The 17,973-nt window shown below is 67.1% G+C and carries 20 protein-coding genes; 8 read left to right on the top strand and 12 right to left on the bottom strand.

What is annotated here, in order from left to right; all coding sequences use genetic code 11:
- Positions 1–27 precede the first annotated feature (27 nt).
- On the bottom strand, positions 28–915 hold the full coding sequence (locus AC07M1_RS15305) for an EamA family transporter (protein ID WP_495163485.1): 888 nt from the start codon (positions 913–915) through the stop codon (positions 28–30).
- 110 nt (positions 916–1,025) lie between these two features.
- Between AC07M1_RS15305 and AC07M1_RS15300 the strand changes: the two genes are divergently transcribed.
- The gene (locus tag AC07M1_RS15300; RefSeq protein WP_495163484.1) at positions 1,026–1,499 is read left to right on the top strand and encodes an Lrp/AsnC family transcriptional regulator; all 474 of its coding nucleotides are present in this window, start codon (positions 1,026–1,028) and stop codon (positions 1,497–1,499) included.
- A gap of 2 nt (positions 1,500–1,501) precedes the next feature.
- Here the strand turns inward: AC07M1_RS15300 and AC07M1_RS15295 are convergent, their stop codons facing one another.
- From AC07M1_RS15295 to glmM, 4 genes are read right to left on the bottom strand one after another with little or no spacing between them, the layout of a single operon-like run.
- Positions 1,502–1,867: a DUF6463 family protein gene (locus AC07M1_RS15295; protein WP_495163483.1), complete on the bottom strand. Its 366-nt coding sequence runs from the start codon at positions 1,865–1,867 to the stop codon at positions 1,502–1,504.
- A 4-nt stretch (positions 1,868–1,871) separates the two neighbouring features.
- On the bottom strand, positions 1,872–2,096 hold the full coding sequence (locus AC07M1_RS15290; RefSeq protein WP_495163482.1) for a DUF1272 domain-containing protein: 225 nt from the start codon (positions 2,094–2,096) through the stop codon (positions 1,872–1,874).
- Between the two features lie 4 nt (positions 2,097–2,100).
- Positions 2,101–2,952, bottom strand: coding sequence for a DUF4253 domain-containing protein (locus AC07M1_RS15285; protein WP_495163481.1), 852 nt, complete (start codon positions 2,950–2,952; stop codon positions 2,101–2,103).
- Positions 2,952–4,292: a phosphoglucosamine mutase gene (gene glmM / locus AC07M1_RS15280; protein WP_495163480.1), complete on the bottom strand. Its 1,341-nt coding sequence runs from the start codon at positions 4,290–4,292 to the stop codon at positions 2,952–2,954. The genes AC07M1_RS15285 and glmM overlap by 1 nt, the downstream gene beginning before the upstream one ends.
- A gap of 71 nt (positions 4,293–4,363) precedes the next feature.
- Here glmM and AC07M1_RS15275 point away from each other — a divergent pair, with 71 nt between their 5' ends.
- Positions 4,364–5,701 carry a dicarboxylate/amino acid:cation symporter gene (locus tag AC07M1_RS15275; protein WP_495163479.1) on the top strand — a complete coding sequence of 446 codons (1,338 nt, stop codon included), beginning with the start codon at positions 4,364–4,366 and terminating at the stop codon, positions 5,699–5,701.
- Positions 5,702–5,729: 28 nt separating this feature from the next.
- On the opposite strand, the gene gor is transcribed toward AC07M1_RS15275, so the two are convergent.
- The 4 genes from gor to pgi all read right to left on the bottom strand — a co-directional run bounded on the left by gor (position 5,730) and on the right by pgi (position 9,347).
- A complete protein-coding gene (gene gor, locus AC07M1_RS15270; RefSeq protein ID WP_495163478.1) occupies positions 5,730–7,076 on the bottom strand; it encodes a glutathione-disulfide reductase in 1,347 nt (448 codons plus the stop codon).
- Positions 7,077–7,233: 157 nt separating this feature from the next.
- On the bottom strand, positions 7,234–7,500 hold the full coding sequence (locus tag AC07M1_RS15265) for a hypothetical protein (protein ID WP_495163477.1): 267 nt from the start codon (positions 7,498–7,500) through the stop codon (positions 7,234–7,236).
- A 57-nt stretch (positions 7,501–7,557) separates the two neighbouring features.
- Complete coding sequence (locus AC07M1_RS15260; protein ID WP_495163476.1) at positions 7,558–7,857, bottom strand: alkylphosphonate utilization protein; 300 nt, start codon at positions 7,855–7,857, stop codon at positions 7,558–7,560.
- On the bottom strand, positions 7,854–9,347 hold the full coding sequence (gene pgi / locus AC07M1_RS15255) for a glucose-6-phosphate isomerase (RefSeq protein ID WP_495163475.1): 1,494 nt from the start codon (positions 9,345–9,347) through the stop codon (positions 7,854–7,856). Before pgi ends, AC07M1_RS15260 begins: the two co-directional genes overlap by 4 nt.
- A 116-nt stretch (positions 9,348–9,463) precedes the next feature.
- Between pgi and lepB the strand changes: the two genes are divergently transcribed.
- From lepB to era, 3 genes are read left to right on the top strand one after another with little or no spacing between them, the layout of a single operon-like run.
- Positions 9,464–10,351 (top strand): signal peptidase I, encoded by an 888-nt coding sequence (gene lepB, locus AC07M1_RS15250; RefSeq protein WP_495163474.1) that lies wholly within the window; start codon positions 9,464–9,466, stop codon positions 10,349–10,351.
- Positions 10,348–11,013, top strand: a complete 666-nt coding sequence (gene rnc / locus AC07M1_RS15245) for a ribonuclease III (RefSeq protein ID WP_495163473.1) — start codon at positions 10,348–10,350, stop codon at positions 11,011–11,013. The genes lepB and rnc overlap by 4 nt, the downstream gene beginning before the upstream one ends.
- A gap of 18 nt (positions 11,014–11,031) precedes the next feature.
- A complete protein-coding gene (gene era / locus AC07M1_RS15240; RefSeq protein ID WP_495163472.1) occupies positions 11,032–11,937 on the top strand; it encodes a GTPase Era in 906 nt (301 codons plus the stop codon).
- A gap of 58 nt (positions 11,938–11,995) precedes the next feature.
- On the opposite strand, the gene AC07M1_RS15235 is transcribed toward era, so the two are convergent.
- Both AC07M1_RS15235 and AC07M1_RS15230 read right to left on the bottom strand, forming a co-directional pair.
- Positions 11,996–12,694 (bottom strand): NAD-dependent deacylase, encoded by a 699-nt coding sequence (locus AC07M1_RS15235; RefSeq protein WP_495163471.1) that lies wholly within the window; start codon positions 12,692–12,694, stop codon positions 11,996–11,998.
- A complete protein-coding gene (locus AC07M1_RS15230; protein WP_495163470.1) occupies positions 12,687–13,016 on the bottom strand; it encodes a YnfA family protein in 330 nt (109 codons plus the stop codon). Before AC07M1_RS15230 ends, AC07M1_RS15235 begins: the two co-directional genes overlap by 8 nt.
- 62 nt (positions 13,017–13,078) lie before the next feature.
- On the opposite strand from AC07M1_RS15230, the gene AC07M1_RS15225 reads away from it, so the two are divergent.
- The 3 genes from AC07M1_RS15225 to pdeM all read left to right on the top strand — a co-directional run bounded on the left by AC07M1_RS15225 (position 13,079) and on the right by pdeM (position 17,209).
- Positions 13,079–15,487: a ligase-associated DNA damage response DEXH box helicase gene (locus tag AC07M1_RS15225; protein ID WP_495163469.1), complete on the top strand. Its 2,409-nt coding sequence runs from the start codon at positions 13,079–13,081 to the stop codon at positions 15,485–15,487.
- Positions 15,488–15,564: 77 nt separating this feature from the next.
- Positions 15,565–16,515, top strand: coding sequence for an aspartyl protease family protein (locus AC07M1_RS15220; RefSeq protein WP_495163468.1), 951 nt, complete (start codon positions 15,565–15,567; stop codon positions 16,513–16,515).
- 31 nt (positions 16,516–16,546) lie between these two features.
- Complete coding sequence (gene pdeM, locus AC07M1_RS15215; protein ID WP_495163467.1) at positions 16,547–17,209, top strand: ligase-associated DNA damage response endonuclease PdeM; 663 nt, start codon at positions 16,547–16,549, stop codon at positions 17,207–17,209.
- Between the two features lie 17 nt (positions 17,210–17,226).
- Here pdeM and AC07M1_RS15210 read toward each other — a convergent pair whose 3' ends face one another.
- Positions 17,227–17,928, bottom strand: coding sequence for a GIN domain-containing protein (locus tag AC07M1_RS15210; protein ID WP_495163466.1), 702 nt, complete (start codon positions 17,926–17,928; stop codon positions 17,227–17,229).
- Positions 17,929–17,973 lie beyond the last annotated feature (45 nt).

Genomic DNA, 17,973 nt, shown 5'->3' with positions numbered 1-17,973 from the left:
GCAAAGCGCCATCCCTGTGCGCGGGGACTAGGGTTGTTCGGGCGCCGGTATGTTCTTGCTGCCGAGCGCCGCGCCGACCGAGGCGAGGACGACGAGCAGGATCGCGAACCACTGGAAGGGCGAGAGATGCTCGCCGAGCAGCATGACGCCGACCATCGCGCCGATCGCGGGCTCGGCGCTGATCATGGTGCTGAAGGTGTTCGAGGGAAGGCGGCGCAGCGCGATCATCTCAAGCGCGAAGGGGATGGCGCTCGACGCGATGCCGACGGCGACGCCGAGCATCAGGATCTCCGGCCGGAGCAGCGCGGTGCCGGCATGGGCGATGCCGACGGGTGCGGCGACGAAGGCGGCGACGATCATGCCGCCCGCGACAGCGCCCGCGCCATGTTCCTCACCCGCGCGCTTGCCAAGCAGGATATAGCCCGCCCAGCAGGCACCGGCGATCAGCGCTAGGACGATGCCGCGCCAGTCGAGCTGAGTCGTGCCGCCCCAGAGCGGGAGCAGGAGCAACAGGCCGGCCACCGCGAAACCGATCCAGACAAGGTCGGACTTGCGCCGCGAGGTGAGGACGGCGACCGAGAGCGGCCCGATGAACTCGATCGCGATGGCGATACCGAGCGGGATGAAGGTGAGCGACTTGTAGAAGGTCAGGTTCATCAGCCCGAGGACGAGGCCGTAGCCGGCGAGCGAGCGCCAGCCGCCGCGCCAGTTCAGCCGCCACGGCCGGAAGATCGCCGAGAGGATAATCGCCCCGATGATCAGGCGCAGCGTCGTCGCCCCCTCCGGCCCGACCGAGGGGAACAACGTCTTGGCGAACGACGCGCCGGTCGCGACCGAAATCATCGCGGCGAGCAAGGTCAGCAGGGCGAGGATATCGACGCGCGCGGGCGCCGGCCGGGAAGCAAGGACGGTCATGGACTCACTCGGGGAAACGTTGTCATTGGCAATTTACCGGGAGGTTTTGACAAAGGCGCTCGATTTTGACGTTATGTCGATAATTTTTATCGATAAGATGGACGTTCGCGATGCGAAATGACGCGCTGGACCCATTCGACCTCAAGCTGCTCGAACTGATGCAGCAGGACACGCAGCGGCCGATGGCGGCGGTGGCCGAGGCGGTCGGGCTGTCGGTGCCTGCCTGCTATCGCCGGATGCGGCGGCTGCGCGCGAGCGGCGCGATCGCGCGCGAGGTCGCGATCGTGCGGCCCCGGACGCTGGGCTGGCCACTGTCGATGCTGGTGATGGTGACGCTGGAACGCGAGGACGCGCGGACCACGCAGGAGATGATGGCGATCCTGCGCGCCGAGCCCGAGGTGATCGAGGCGTGGAACGTCACCGGCGATTTCGACATCGCGGTGCGGATGATCGCGCGCGACATGGAAAGCTATGACGACACGGTGGTGCGGCTGTTCTCCGCCAACCCGCGGGTGCGCGCGTTCCAGACCCTGGTGGTGATCCGCGAGCTCAAGGAGCTGAGCCCGATTCCGGTGGCGGACTGAGCTTAGCCGCGGCTGCGTAGCAGCAGGGCGATCACCGGAGGAAAGAGCAGCCAGGCGCCGTTGGCGGGCATCACCGCGACCATGGCGATCAAGGTGAGCAGAAGGAGTAAGGCGGCGCCGAACGGAACCGGGACGCGGCGCGCCTCGATCGCATCGACCAGTAGGCCCAGCACCGCGAGAATGGGTGCGAAGGCGAAGAACCAATAGGCCGTCGCGCGCAGCGAATAGTCGTCGGCGGTGGCGATCAGTCCGGCACCGGCCATCTCGCGCAGCGGCGCCGGGTAGATGAACAGGGCGCCGATCGCGTGAAGCAGGCCGACGGCGACGATCCAGCGGCCGATCCAGCGGCGGGGGGTTCCAGTTTCCATCCGTTCAGCCCTTGAACATGCGTTTGGTGCTTGCCGGGTTGCGCTTGAGCGCGTCGCCGACGCGCGCGGGGCGGTCGAGCAGCTCGCCGCCGCAATTGGGGCAGACCTCATCCATCGAGTCGGCGCAAGGCGCGCAGAAGGTACATTCGAACGAGCAGATGAACGCCCCGCCCTGATCGGCGGGAAGGTCGCTGCCGCAGCGTTCGCAATCCGGGCGCATCTCAAGCATCAGTCTAATCCCACCAGAAAAACCACCAGTCGCTGGCCATCAGCGAGGCGGCCAGCGCGGACCGGCTGCCTACCCCCTGATCGATGATGTCGGGGCAATAGCGATACTGCTCGTCGGCCAGTGCGAGGGCTTCGTCGCGCGTGGACGGCCGCTGTTTTACCCTGACATTCATCGTATCCGCGTCGATGCCGACCAGCTCTGCCCCGAAGCGCTCGTGCCAGCGTTTAAGGGCGGCGACGTGATATTCAGCCGGCGGGCAGGCATTCCAGTTGCCCCAGCGCAGATAGGCCGGAATCTCCCAGGACGCCCGCGTGGGAAGCAACAGCAGATAGACTTCGGATAACGGCCTGCCCGACACCGGGTCGTTCGCGACGGTCAGGCCGGGAAGGTCCGCCTTCACCACGGCCTTGGGCCATTCCCCGAGCGGCGCCGTCAGATCGGTCGCCGCATAGGCGCCCGGCCACTTCCCCAGATCATCGGGAAATTGCAGCCTGGACGCTGCGGCAAGTATCTCGGACACGGGAGGGGGACGTTTGTTTCCCGAACCCGATACGGTTTCATCGTCAATCGTGAACTGATCGGCGAGGCGCTCAAGCTGTTCAGCGTCGCCGACCACGACCGGTATCTTGGCCGAAAGGGCCGAACGCCTCTCCCATTCGGTAAGGGCGTTCGAGCCGGGTACGCGCAACCGTTCATAGTCGAATGCGGCCAGCATCCGGGCATGGTGCACCTTGGCTTGGTCGCGTTGCTCCGGTGTCAGCGCCGAGAGATCGGGTGATGCCTGACCCGCTCTCAGGGAGTGAGGCAAGAACAGCGATACCGTCGCCGCAATCCCGAACTCCCGCCGGGAGAGCATCAGGCGGCGGCCTTGCGCACCGCGTCGCAGATGCGGTCGACCACCGCCTCGACCTGTTTGGGGTCCTCGCCCTCCGCCATCACGCGGATCACCGGTTCGGTGCCCGAGGCGCGGATGACGATGCGGCCGGTGCCGTCGAGCTCGGCCCGGGCGGCGGCGATCACCGACTGGACTTCGTCATTGTCGAGCGGCTTGCCGCCCGAGAAGCGGACATTCTTGAGCAATTGTGGCAGCGGGTCGAAGCGGTGGAGCAGCTCGCTCGCCGGCACGCCCGAACGGACCAGTTCGGCCAGCACCTGAAGTGACGCGACAAGGCCGTCGCCGGTGGTGGCATAGTCCGACAGGATGATGTGGCCTGATTGCTCTCCGCCGACATTGTAGCCGGACGCGCGCATCTCTTCGAGCACATAGCGGTCGCCGACACCGGTGCGCGCGAGGCCGAGGCCGAGGCCCGTGAGATAGCGTTCCAGACCGAGGTTGGACATGACGGTGGCGACGATGCCGCCGCCCTGTAGCCGACCCTGCCGGGCCCAGCCGGCGGCGATCGTCGCCATCAGCTGGTCGCCGTCGACGACCTCGCCACGCTCGTCCACCACGATCAGCCGGTCGGCGTCACCGTCGAGCGCGATGCCGATATGCGCGCCCGAGGCGACCACCGTCTCGCACAGCGTCAGGGGCGCGGTCGAGCCGACCTGATCGTTGATATTCTTCCCGTTCGGATTGACGCCGATCGCGATGACCTCCGCCCCCAGTTCCCACAGCGCCGAAGGGGCGACCTGGTAGGCGGCGCCGTTGGCGCAATCGACCACGACCTTGAGGTCGTCGAGGCGCAGATCCTCCGGGAAGGTCGATTTGGCGAAGTGGATGTAACGACCCTTGGCGTCGTCGATGCGCTTGGCGCGGCCGATATCGGCAGCGGGGGCGAGCGGAATCTCGCCGTCGATCAGCGCCTCGATCGCCAGCTCGTCGGCGTCGGACAGCTTGTAACCGTCGGGACCGAACAGCTTGATGCCGTTATCGGCATAGGGATTGTGGCTGGCCGAGATCATCACGCCCATGTCGGCGCGCATCGAATGGGTGAGCATCGCGACGGCAGGGGTCGGCATCGGGCCGACCAGCACCACGTCCATGCCGACGCTGGTGAAGCCGGCGACCAGCGCGTTCTCGATCATATAGCCCGACAGACGCGTGTCCTTGCCGATCACCACGCGATGCTTGTGGTCGCCGCGACGGAAGTGTGCGCCGGCGGCCATGCCGACCTGCATCGCCATCGCCGCGGTCATCGGCGCGACATTGGTCTTGCCGCGAATTCCGTCGGTGCCGAAATATTTCCTTGCCATATCCGTCCGCTTTGCGACCTTGCGCCGATTCCTGCGGGGCGTGATAGCGCCGCTTTCTCTCAAGGGCGAGTATGTCGCTGATCTTCCGAACTCTCGCCGCGCTGGTCCGCATCGTCCTGGGACCGTCGAACCGCGCGCAACCGGTGCGCATCCTGATCGCATTGGTCACCGCGCTGGTGATCGGCGTCGGCGCTGCCGCCACCGCGCCCGCTGGCGCGCTGGTCGCCGCCGACTGGATCGCCCCGGTGGGCACGATCTGGCTGCACGCGTTGCAGATGACGATCATCCCGCTGGTCGTCTCACTGCTGATCACCGGCATCTCCGCAACCGCGGAAAAGGCGCGCGCGGGGCGGTTGGCGGGCCGCGCCTTCGTCACCTTCATCGCACTGCTGTGGGTTTCCTCGGCGCTTGGCGGGACGTTGACGGTCTTTTACCTGGACCTCTTCCCGCTCGCCTCGTCCTCGGCGCAGGCGCTGCAGGGCGCGCTGGCGGAGAAGACGCCCGAGATCGGTACGATCCCGCCGTTCGTCGATTTCATCGTCGCGATGGTGCCGTCGAACCCGGTGACCTCGGCTGCCAACGATGCGTTCCTGCCGCTGATTCTGTTCACCACCGTTTTCGCCTTTGCGCTGACCCGGCTGCCCAAGGACCAGCGCGAAACGCTGACGCGCTTCTTCGAGGCGCTGGGCAACACCATGCTGGTGGTGATCAACTGGGTGTTGTGGCTGGGGCCGATCGGCGTCGCCGCACTCGCCTATATGGTCGGCGCGCGCGCAGGAACCGCGGCGTTCGGCGCGCTACTCCATTATGTCGCGATCCTGTGCGGTGTCGGCCTCGTCATGTGGCTGCTCGCCGCACCGTTCGGCATCATCGCCGGGCGCGTTTCGCCGATGCGGTATATCCGCGCGGTGGCGCCGTCGCAGGCGGTCGCCTTCTCGACCCAGTCGTCGCTCGCCAGCCTGCCCGCGATGCTCAAGGCGACCGAGAATCTGGGCGTGCCCGCGGCGCATTCGGGCGTGGCGCTGCCGATCGCGGTCGCGATCTTCCGCTGGACCGGGCCGGCGATGAACTTCGCGGTGGCGATCTATGTCGCGCACCTGCTCGGCATCGAGCTCGGGCCAAGCCAGCTCGCCGCGGGCTGGGTGGTCGCGGCGATCACGACGATGGGCGCGGTCGGTCTGCCCGGTACGATCAGCTTCGTCAGCTCGATCGCGCCGATCGCGACCGCGATGGGCGTGCCGCTGCCGATGCTGGGGCTGCTGGTGGCGGTCGAGACGATCCCCGACCTGTTCCGTACCCTCGGCAACGTCGCGATGGACGTCAGCGCGACACGCGTGGTGAGCCTGCGCACCGGCGGCGAAGAGGGGCTGGAGGACGAGTCCGACCGCCTCCTCAGAAACGAGGGCTGAGCAACGCCCCGGCGCGAGCCGGGGCGGCTCATTTCATGAGTACAAGCTCTTCGGCCATCGACGGGTGGAGCGCGACGGTCTGGTCGAAGTCCGCCTTGGTCAGCCCGGCCTTCACCGCGATGGCGGCGGCCTGAAGGATCTCCGGAGCGTCGGGGCCGATCATGTGGAGACCGAGCACCTTCCCCGAATCCGCCTCGCACACCATCTTGTAGAGCGCGCGCTCGTTGCGGTTGGCCAGCACATTCTTCATCGGCCGGAAGTCCGAGGTGTAGACGCGGACCGAGCCGTATTTCTGCTTGGCCTGCCCCTCGGTCAGGCCGACGCCGGCGATCGGCGGGTGGCTGAACACGGCGGCGGGGATGCTGGTGTAATCGACGGTGGTCGGCTTGTTGCCGAACACGGTGTCGGCGAACGCCTGACCTTCGCGGATCGCCACGGGGGTGAGCTGGACGCGGTTGGTGACGTCGCCCACGGCGTAGATCGACTCGACCGAGGACTGGTTGTCGGCGCCGACGACGATCGCGCCCTTGTCGTCGAGTTCGACTCCGGCTTCGGCAAGGCCCAGCCCCTCGGTATTGGGCACGCGGCCGGTGGCGAAGAGAACGAGGTCGACCTCGAGCGGCTCATGGTTGGTCATGCTGACCTTGAGGCTGCCGTCGGCCTGCTTCTCGATCCCGCGGAATTCGGCGTGGAAGCGGAAGTCGATGCCCTTGGTCATGCTGATCTGCAGCAGGCGGTCGCGGATCTGCTCGTCATAGCCGCGCAGGATCACGTCGCTGCGGTTGATGAGGGTGACCTTCGATCCGAACTCGTTGAAGATGCCGGCGAATTCGTTGGCGATGTACCCAGCGCCCGCGATCAGCACGCGCTTGGGCAAGGCGTCGAGGTGGAACACCTCGTTCGAGGTGATGCCATGCTCGCTGCCCGGGCAATGCGGCACGGCGGGGCGCGCGCCGACCGCGATCAGGATTTTTCCCGCGGTGATCGTCTTGCCGCTCGCCAGCGTCACTTCGTTGGGGCCGGACACGGTGGCGCGCTCATGGACGATCTCGACCCCGTGATTGTCGAGCGTGTGGGTGTAGGCGCCGTTGAGCCGGTCGACTTCGGCCAGGACATTGTCGCGCAGCACCGCCCAGTCGAAGTCGCAATCGGGGACGTTCCAGCCGAAGCGGCGCGCGTCCTTCAGATCCTCGGCGAAGTGCGCGCCGTAGACGAGCAGCTTCTTGGGCACGCAGCCGCGGATGACGCAGGTACCGCCGACGCGATATTCCTCGGCGATCGCGACCTTCGCGCCGTGCGCGGCGGCGACGCGGCTGGCGCGCACGCCGCCCGAGCCCGCACCGATGACGAAGAGGTCGTAGTCGTACTCGGCCATGGGGTGCTCCTGCTCATGCGCCCGGTGCGCAGGAGCGGGAGATAGGGGGGCGGAGCGCGGATGCCAACGGATTGCGGGCGGCGGGCAATCGGCGCACCGCTACGGACGGCGGGTGAGGAGGTTGCGTCCTCTCACCGCGACGGCGAACTAGAAGGCATCACCTATGCTTGAAGGTCCAGCTTAGGGCCTCCGCGTCCTGACCATCAATGAGGAATTTGATCTCATCCCAGTCGCCGTTTGGCCACACGACAAGTTCGCGTTCGTTAATGGAGCCTACCACTGCGGCGTCGCCATCTTCGGGTCCGTTCCAGATCAGTGTGAGTTTCTCACCCGGCTCCAGCTCGAAGCATTCCGGCCATGGCTCCACCGACACGTAGATCGGGCTATCCTTCTCGTTCGAGAAGGTCTGCTGAATCCTTGCCATCTATGAGATGTACGCCGCTGCCTTCGAAGCTCCAAGGCCCGCCTGTCACTCGATGCTTCACCGCTTGCGCACGAACTCCGCGCGCAGCACCAAGCCCTTGATACCTTCGTACTTGCAGTCGATTTCCTGCGGGTCGCCGGTGAGGCGGATCGACTTGATCAGGGTGCCGCGTTTGAGCGTCTGACCCGCGCCTTTCACGGTAAGGTCCTTGATCAGCGTGACCTGATCGCCGTCGGCAAGGAGATTGCCGACCGAATCGCGGACTTCGACGGTTTCGTCCGACGGCGCGGCGGCGAGTTGCGAGGCGGGGACCCATTCCCCGCTCGCCTCGTCATAGACGTATTCCTCGTCGCTCATCCGAACGCCCTGCGGATGAGGTCGTCGGTCGAGGGGTCGAAGTCCTGCCCGCCCTGGTCCGCGGCCTTGGCCATTTCCTTGCCGAGCTCGACCCCGAACTGGTCGAACGGGTTGATGCCGAGCAGCGCCGCGCTGACGAAGGTGCGCTGTTCATAGAAGGCGATCAGCGCGCCGAGCGTGCGCGGATCGAGCTCATCGAGCAGAAGCGTCGTGGAGGGACGGTCACCGGGATAGGCGCGCGCGGGATCGGCATTGGCGCGGCCGGCCATCAGCGCCGCGCCCTGCGCAAACGCGTTGATGAGGAGCTGGCGATGATGATCCTCGGCGAGATCGTCGCCCGGCTCGATCACCGCGACGAATTCGAGCGGAACGAGGTGGGTGCCCTGGTGGAGCAGCTGGAACACCGCATGCTGGGCGTCGGTGCCGACGCCGCCCCAGGTGATCGGCGCGGTGGCGCGGCCGACCGGCTGGCCGTCGGCGGTGACGCCCTTGCCGTTCGATTCCATCTCGAGCTGCTGGAGATAGGGCGGGAGCAGGCGAAGCCGTTCGTCATAGGCGAACGTGGCCCGCGTCTCGCAATGGCGGTTCTGGGTGTAGTAGAGGTCGGCGAAGGCGGCGAGGACCGGGGCGTTGCTGCGCAGATCGGTCAGCCGGAAATGGCGATCCATCTCGGCCGCGCCCTCAAGCAGTGATTCGAACGCGTCCCAGCCCAGCGCGAGCGCGGCGGGGAAACCGATCGACGACCACAAGGAATAGCGGCCGCCGACGCTCTCGGCGAACGGCAGGACGCGGGTTTCATCGACGCCCCATTCGATCGCCTTGTCGGGCGCGGCGGTGAGCGCGATGACATGGCCATAGGGATCCTCGACGCCATGTTCGCGCATCCAGTCGAGCGCGCTGGTCGCGTTGAGCAGGGTTTCGGTGGTGGTGAAGGTCTTGGACGCGACCGCGATCAGCGTGGCGTGCGGATCGAAATCAGCGATCGCTTCCTCAAGTGCGCAACCGTCGACATTCGAGACGATCGCGACGTCGTAGCGCGCACCCTCACGGCCGAGCGCGTCGATCAGCAGTTCCGGACCCAGCGCCGAGCCGCCAATGCCGATGTGGAGGATGTGGCGGATCGGACCGAGCGCCTCGGCCTCGATCGCGTCGATCAGGCCGCGCATGCGGGCGTGGTAGGCGGCGGCGCGGGCGACGCTGTCGTCCGAGCCCTCGCCCCGTTCGGCGCTATGCTCGGCCGCGCGGCCTTCGGTGACGTTGACCGGTTCGCCCGCGAACAGCGCCTCGCGCTTGCCCGCAAGGTCGGTCGCCTTGGCGAGCGCGGTGAAGGCGTCGAGCGCGGCACCGTCGAGATGCGTCTTCGAGAAATCGAAATGGATCCCGGCGACATCGGTGGTGAGCAGTGCCAGCCGATCCTTGTCGTCGGCGAACAGCTGGGTCAGCGGGATGCGGGGAAGCGCCTCGATTGCAGTCCAGTCCGCCGTCGCCATCACCTGTCTCCCGTGTGAAATCGCGCGCCATGTAGCGTGCCGTTTCGGGCATCGCTACCCGCCATCAACGCCACCACCGCCTTGACGCTGCCACACGGCCCGCACAGAGAGACGAAATGGACGATATCGCGCCCGCCGATTCCGGCATCAAGCCCACGCCCGCCCCGACGGCCAAGCCGCGCTCCGAATGGCGCGACACGCTGAGCTTCCTCGTCAAGCTCGCGATTCTGGTGTTCGTGGTGCGCAGCTTCATCTTCGCGCCGTTCAGCATTCCGTCGGGATCGATGCTGCCGCGGCTGCTGGTGGGGGACTATCTGTTCATCACCAAATGGAATTACGGCTATTCCAAGCATTCGCTGCCATGGAGCCTGCCGCTGATCCCGGGCCGCATCTTCGCCAAGGATCCGACGCGCGGCGACGTGGTGGTATTCAAGGCGCCACCGACCGACGACACCGACTGGATCAAGCGCGTGATCGGCCTGCCCGGCGATACGGTGCAGATGCGGAACGGCCAGCTGATCCTGAACGGCCAGCCGATCCCCAAGGAACGAATCGCCGATTTCGTGGTCCCGATCAGCCCCAACTTCCCGATTTCGGGCATGGGCGGCGAGGGTGGCTGCAACGCGAGCTTCGTCGAGCAGGGGCCGAACGGCACGGCGTTCTGCCGCATCCCGCGCTTCCGCGAGACGCTGCCCAGCGGCAAAAGCTACGAAGTGCTGGACGAGGGCATGAACCCGCCCGCCGATGATACCGAGCTGTTCACCGTGCCCGCTGATCATGTCTTCCTGATGGGGGACAATCGCGACAATTCCGCCGACAGCCGCTTCGTGCCGATGCTCAACAGCATGGGTGAGAACAAGGGCGGTATCCGCTTCGTGCCGATGGAGAATCTGCAGGGCAAGGCGGTGGTGAGCTTCTGGTCGACCGATGGCAGCGCCCAATGGCTGCTGCCCTGGACCTGGTTCAGCGCGGCGCGCTTCAGCCGGATCGGGGAAGGTTTTTGACCGAGAAGCTGGCCGACTGGCTGGCGCGGGTACTGGACGGACCCGCGACCGAACTGGCGGGATATGAGCGCGCGCTGACGCATGGCAGCCAGGGCGCGGCCAATTACGAGCGGCTGGAGTTCCTGGGCGACCGGGTGCTGGGCCTGACGCTGGCCGAATGGCTGTACGAACGGTTTCCCGACGAGCCCGAGGGCAAGTTGTCGCGCCGCTTCAATTCGCTGGTGACCGGGCAGGTCTGTGCCGAGGTGGCGCGCGAGATCGGCGTGCCGGTGCATCTGCGGCTCGGCAAGCAGGCGCGCGACGATGGCGCGGCGTCGAGCGACAATGTGCTGGGCGATGTGATGGAGGCGCTGATCGGCGCGCATTTCATCGCGCACGGATTCGAACCGGCCAAGGCGCTGGTGCGGCGGCTGTGGGACAGCCGGATCGACGCGCAGGCGTCCGCCCCCAAGCACCCTAAGTCCGCGCTGCAGGAATGGGCGGCGGCGAACAACCGGCGTCCGCCGGAGTATGAGCTGGTCGAACGCTCCGGCCCGGGCCATGCGCCGCGCTTCAAGGTGCGCGCGGTGATCGGCAAACTTGCCGAGGCCGAGGGCGAAGGCAGCTCGAAACAGGAAGCGGAGACCGCGGCTGCTGCGGCATTGCTGGCGGCGGTGAGCTAAGACCGCTACGGAGATCAAGTGAACGAAGTTACGGAACAACGCTGCGGCCTGATCGCCGTGGTCGGCGCGCCCAATGCGGGCAAGTCGACATTGGTGAACGCGCTGGTCGGCCAGAAGGTGGCGATCGTCAGCCCCAAGGCGCAGACGACGCGCACGCGGCTGATGGGCATCGCGATCGAGGGCGACGCGCAATTGCTGCTGGTCGACACGCCGGGCATCTTCGATCCTTCGCGGCGGCTCGATCGGGCGATGGTTGCCGCGGCGTGGGAAGGCGCCAAGGACGCCGATCTGATCGCACTGGTGGTCGACGGCAAGGGTGGGGTCGGGCCCAAGGTGCGCGGGCTTGCCGAAAGCCTCAAGGACCGGCGGGAACGCAAGCTGCTGATCCTCAACAAGGTCGATATCGCCGACAAGCCGCGCCTGCTCGGCCATGCCGCGACGCTCAACGAGCTGGGCGCGTTCGACGACACCTATTTCGTGTCGGCGTCGACCGGCGACGGCGTGCCCGAACTCAAGGCAGCGCTGGCCGCGAAGTTGCCCGAGGGGCCGTGGCACTTCCCCGAGGACCAGGTATCCGACGCGACCGACCGCATGCTGGCGGCCGAGATCACGCGCGAGCAGCTGTATCTGCAGCTCCATGCCGAGCTGCCCTATGCCAGCGCGGTCGAGACCGAGCAGTATAAGGAGCGCGAGGACGGGTCGGTCGAGATCCACCAGCAGATCCTGGTCGGGCGCGAGACGCAGCGCGCGATCGTGCTGGGCAAGGGCGGCAGCCGGATCAAGGAGATCGGCGCACGGGCGCGGGCGGAACTGGCCAAGCTGATGGGGGTGAAGGTCCACCTGTACCTGCACGTCAAGGTGCGGCCGGGCTGGGAGGACGACCGCACTTTGTATCGTGATATCGGGCTGGACTGGGTCGAGTAGGCTAAAACTGTCGTCTTCACCGGCCTGATTACCATCCGTCATCCCGATGCGGGCCGCTCTAGCCTAGCAGCGAGTCAACCCATTCGGGGACGAGCGTACCCGCCGGGCCCAGGCGGGACTCGGCGAACCAGGCACTGCCTTCCGACCGATCGAGGTTGAGTTCGAGCGTGTCGGCGCCGTGATAGCGCGCGGTGCGCACGAAGCCCGCGGCGGGATAGACCGCGCCCGAGGTACCGATCGAGACGAACAGGTCGGCGCGGGAGATGGCGGCGTCGATCGCGTCCATTTGATAGGGCATCTCGCCGAAGAAGACGATGTCGGGGCGAAGCGACGGTGCGCCGCAGGTGGCGCAGCGGGTGCGCGGCGGCAGGCCGTCGGTCCACGGCTTGCGCGCATCGCACTCGGCGCAGAGCGCGGAGTTGAGCTCGCCGTGCATGTGGATCAGGCGTTTGGAGCCCGCGCGCTCGTGCAGATCATCGACATTCTGGGTGACCAGCAGCAGTTCGCCGGGCCACGCCGCGTCGAGCCGCGCGAGCGCGTGGTGCGCGGCATTGGGCGCGACGGCCGTCAGCTTCGCGCGGCGCTCGTCGTAGAAGCGGTGGACCAGCACCGGATCGTGCGCGAGCGCTTCGGGCGTGCAGACATCCTCGACGCGATGTCCCTCCCAAAGGCCGCCGGGGCCACGGAAGGTGGCGACGCCGGATTCCGCCGACACGCCCGCGCCGGTGAGGATGACGATGTTGCGGATGTCAGGCATTCGCCCCCCTCGGCCCGAACAGGATGATCGCGGTGCCGAGCAGCGCGACCGCGCCGCCGATCAGGTCCCAGCGGTCGGGCCGCGCGCCCTCGACCGCCCACAGCCACAGAAGCGCTGCGGTGATGTAAACCCCGCCATAGGCGGCATAAGCGCGGCCGGCATGGCCGGTCTCGACCAGGGTCAACAGCCAGGCGAACAGGATCAGCGCGGCCACGCCGGGGATCAGCCAGAGCGGCGACTTGTCGAGGCGAAGCCACGCCCAGAAGGCGAAGCAGCCGGCGATCTCGGCAAGGGCGGCGAGGGCATAGGCGAGAAGCGTCATCGTGCATGGCCTTAGCGCAATCGGTGGCGGGCGCGTAGCCATGCTGCCTATATGGCAAGTGGATGAGCGACCTTCCCCCCGTTCTTGAACAGTGGTTCGCGTCGCGCGGCTGGACGCCGCGGCGGCACCAGCTGGACATGCTCGCGGCCGGGCGGGCGGGTCGGCATGCGCTGCTGGTCGCGGCGACGGGGGCGGGCAAGACGCTGGCGGGGTTTCTGCCGACGCTGACCGAATTGATCGAGCAACCAGGCGAGGGGCTGCACACGCTCTACATCTCGCCGCTGAAAGCGCTGGCGGTGGATGTGCAGCGCAATCTGCTGACGCCGATCGAGGAGATGGGGCTCGACATCCGGGTCGAGACGCGGACCGGCGATACGCCGCACGAGAAGAAGGTGCGCCAGCGCGCGCGGCCGCCCCAGATCCTGCTGACCACGCCGGAGTCGCTCAGCCTGTTGCTGTCGTACGAAGACAGTCTGCTGATGTTCGCGGGGCTGAAGACGGTGGTGGTGGATGAGGTCCACGCCTTTGCCACCGGCAAGCGCGGCGACCTGCTGTCGCTGTCGCTGGCGCGGCTGCAGACACTGGCGCCCGGCATGCGCCGCGTCGCGCTGTCGGCGACGGTCGCCGATCCCGACGAGTATCGTGCCTGGCTCGCCCCGCATGGCGATATCGATGCGGTCGAGCTGGTCAAGGGCGAGAAGGGCGCCGATCCCGATGTCGCGATCCTGCTGCCCGAGGGGCGCGTGCCCTGGGGCGGACATTCGGGCCTCTATGCGATCCCGCAGGTGATGGCCGAGATCGAGACCCACAAGACGACGATCGTCTTCTGCAACACGCGCAGCCTGGCCGAGCTGGTGTTCCAGAACCTGTGGAAGGTGAACGAGCTCAAGCTGCCGATCGGGGTGCATCACGGGAGCCTGAGCCTGGAGGCGCGGCAGCGCGCGGAGCAGGCCATGGCCGAGGGGCGGCTGCGCGCGCTGGTCGCGACCGCGAGCCTCGACCTGGGTGTCGACTGGGGCGATGTCGATTGTGTGATTCAGATGGGCGCGCCCAAGGGTTCGTCGCGATTGCTGCAGCGGATCGGGCGCGCCAACCACCGGCTCGACGAACCGAGCGAGGCGGTGCTCGTGCCCGGCAACCGCTTCGAATATCTGGAGGCGCGCGCGGCGCTGGACGCGGTCGAGGCGGGCGAGCTGGATCCCGACATCTTCCGGCCCGGCGCGCTCGACGTGCTGGCGCAGCATGTGATGGGGCTGGCCTGCGCCGCGCCGTTCGATGCTGCGGACATGTTGCGCGAAGTGCAGGGCGCTCTGCCCTATTCGGCGCTGACCGAAGCGCGGTTCGGCGAGGTGCTGAACTTTATCGCCGATGGCGGCTATGCGCTGCGCGCCTATGACCGGTTCAAGCGGCTGACGCAGGACCGGGACGGCCTGTGGCGGGTGACCAAGCCCGCTTTCGTTGCGCAGCATCGGCTCAACGCTGGGATCATCGTCGAGGCGCCGATGCTGGAGGTGCGCTTCAGGAACGGGCGGCGGCTGGGCCGGGTCGAGGAAGCGTTCGGCGCGTCGCTGTCGCCGGGCGACCGCTTCTTCTTCGCGGGCCTGGCGCTGGAGGTCGAGCGGGTCGAGGTTACCGATATTCTCGTCCGCGCGACGACGAAGAATGCGCGATTCGTGTCTTACATGGGCGCGCGGCTCGCCATCACATCGACCCTTGCGGGGCGCGTGCGGCGTTTCTTCGACGAGCCGGAGACATGGGCGCGGTTTCCGGCCGACGTGCGCGAATGGCTGGAGGTGCAGGCGTATCGCTCGCGATTGCCCGCGCCGGACAAGCTGCTGGTCGAGACCTTTCCGCATGGTGGGCACCACCACATGGTCGCCTATTGCTTCGAGGGGTGGAACGCGCACCAGTCGCTCGGGATGCTGGTGACGCGGCGGATGGAGGCGATGGGGCTGAAGCCGGTGGGGTTCGTCGCCAACGACTATGCGCTGGCGGTCTATGGGCTGGAGAAGATCGAGAACCCGGCGCCGCTCTTCTCGCCCGACATCCTCGAGCATGAATTCGTCGATTGGGTGCAGGGGTCCGCGCTGCTCAAGCGCGCGTTCCGTGAGGTCGCGGTGATCGGCGGGTTGGTCGAGCGCCAGCAGCCGGGGAAGCGAAAGACGGGGCGTCAGGTCAGCTTTTCGACCGACCTCATCTATGACGTGCTGCGCAAATATGAGCCGGACCATCTGCTGCTCAATGCCGCCTGGGCCGATGCACGCGCGCGGATGACCGATGTCGGACGGCTTGGCACGCTACTCGATACCGCGGCCGACAGGCTTGAGCATGTTGACCTCGACCGGGTCAGTCCGATGGCGGTGCCGGTGCTGATCATGATCGGGCGCGAGACGGTGGCGCAGGGCGCGGCGGAGGATGCGATGCTGATCGAGGCGGAAATGCTGGCGGCGGAGGCGATGCGGATCGACTAGGCGCGTTCCGAACCCCCGCGATCTTTCGACGAACAACATTTGCTGCGCAGCATGAAGAGGCGTACAATAGCTGGGCTATGCAGCTTCGCCTGTTGACGCCTTTATTGATCGCGTTCGCCGCGGCCCCCGCATCGACACAGGAAACTGCGGCGCCCGCACCCGCTGCCACGGAAGAAGGGAGCGGCACGCTTGAGCTTGGCGCGCTGGCCGATCGGATGACCGTTCCGGTCTCGATCAATGGCAGCAAGCCGCAACCCTTCGTCATCGATACCGGCGCCGAACGCTCGGTGATCTCGCGTCAGTTCGCGGGCACACTGCGCTTGCCGCCGGGCCCCAAGGTCACATTGACGACGATGACGGGCAGCAGCACCGTGCCGACGGTCGTGATCCCTTCGCTTGCCGTCGGCCCCGTGCGGGACGCGGAAGCGTTCAACGCGCCGGCGCTGGAAGCGTCGCACCTGGGCGCGCATGGCCTGCTCGGCATCCAGCAATTGCGCACGCATATGGTTTCGATCGATTTCGATAAGAACCAGATGGCGGTGCGCCCGTCGCGGCGATCGGGCGGCAAGCCCGCGCCGCGCCTGCCCTTTACCGACGAGATCGTCATCACCGCCAAGAGCCTGATGGGGCAGCTCATCGTGACCGAGGCCTGGTTCGAAGGCAACAAGGTCACCGTGGTGCTCGACACCGGATCGCAGATCAGCATGGGCAATATGGCGTTGCAGCGGAAGCTGAAGCGCATCCGGCTGAAGGGACCGATCACGATGACCAGCGTCACCGGCGAGACGTTGAGCGTCAATTATCACATTGCGCATCGTGTCGAGCTGGGCGGCGTGACCTTGCAGGAGCTGCCCGTTGCGTTCGCCGATGTTCCGCCGTTCGAGCGCTTCGGCCTTAGCGATCGCCCCGCGTTGATGCTGGGGATGGATGCGTTGCGAGCCTTCCGTCGGGTCGAGATCGATTTCCCCGATCGTAAGTTGCGGCTCTCGCTGCCGCGCGCGGGCAGGACTGGAACCCGGCTCGATTGACCTGGCCGCGCGGTGCGGCGATAGCGGTTTCATGGTTCCCTTTTCGTTCGCTGGCCATGATCTGTGCGCGCTGTCCGAAGGCGCGCTCTACTGGCCCGCGCGTCGGGCGCTGATCGTTGCCGACCTGCATTTCGAGAAGGCGAGCTGGTTCGCGCTGAAGGGCCAGATGCTGCCGCCCTATGATTCGATGGCGACGCTCGCCGCGCTGACCGGGCTGGTCGAGCGGACGGAGGCGCGTGAACTCTGGTGCCTGGGCGACAGCTTTCACGATTCGGAAGGATGCGAGCGACTGCCCGAAGCGGCGCGCGCGGCGCTGGCTGCGTTGACAGGATCGCTGCGCTGGGTGTGGATCACCGGCAATCACGACGCCGCGCTCGGCGGGCCCATCGGCGGAGAGATTGTCGAGGAGGTGGAGGTCGACGGGCTGTTGCTGCGCCACGAGGCGGAGCCGGGGGAGGCGCGGCCCGAGCTGTCGGGGCATTTCCATCCCAAGCTGCGCGTGCGGCTGCGCGGGCGTCAGGTGGCGCGGCGCTGCTTCGTCTCGACGTCGACCAAATTGATCCTGCCCGCGTTCGGGGCACTGACCGGTGGGCTCGACGCGCATCATCCCGAGATTGTCCGGGCGGTCGGCCGGGGCGCGGAGGCGTTGGTGGCGCTGGAGGACCGGCTCTTGCGGTTCCCGATCGCAGCCTAGGGAGTCCTGAGTTCCTACTATTGCCCCTCGACCTTGCCCGCGCAGCTGGCCGGGCCAGGCCCGGCAAGGCGGCAGGCGGCATTGCCCTCGACCCGCACCGAGCCGGTACCCAGGGTGGAGACGTTGGCGGTGAAGCGCGCGGTAAATCGGCTGTCACCCGCGCTCTGCGAATGAACGATGAGGTCGCTGGCCGAAAGGCCGGTGGCATCGATCGATCCGGCGCCATAGGACATGAAGCGAGCGGTGCGGGCGGTTCCGCCTTCGACGCGCACGATGCCGGTACCGGTGAGGGTGGTGACCAGCTGATCCGCCGCCACGCTGCGCACGGTCAGCGATCCGGCGCCGTTGACGCCCAGGTCGACGCGCTGGCCAGCGACGTTCGCGATATCGAGTTTGCCGCCGCCGTTGATGTTCGCCGCGCGTAATCGGGGGGTGAACACGGTGATCGCGGCCGCGCCTTCCTTATCGCGCCAGCCTTCCCAGGTCGCGGTGCTGACGCCGACGACCAGCACGCCGCCCTGGTTGCGGATGCTCACCCGATCGACCGCGCGGCGATCGCCGGTGACGACCGCTGATGGCGGTCCCGCGACCACCCGCACTTCGAACGGTCCGTCGATGCGGATGCGGTCGAAGCCGGTGAGCAGGACGCGGCGTTCCTCAGGCGCCGGGGCGGACCCGGCGGCGAAGAGGACGGTCGGGATCAGCAGGGCGATACGCATGACCGGTGGATCGCATCAATCCACCGGAATGCGCAAGCGCTGTAC

The sequence above is a fragment of the Sphingomonas sp. GW821-FHT10C01 genome (genome assembly GCF_059415525.1).
Note: the sequence above shows the minus strand (reverse complement) of the source record. Positions and strands in the feature narration are given on the sequence as shown.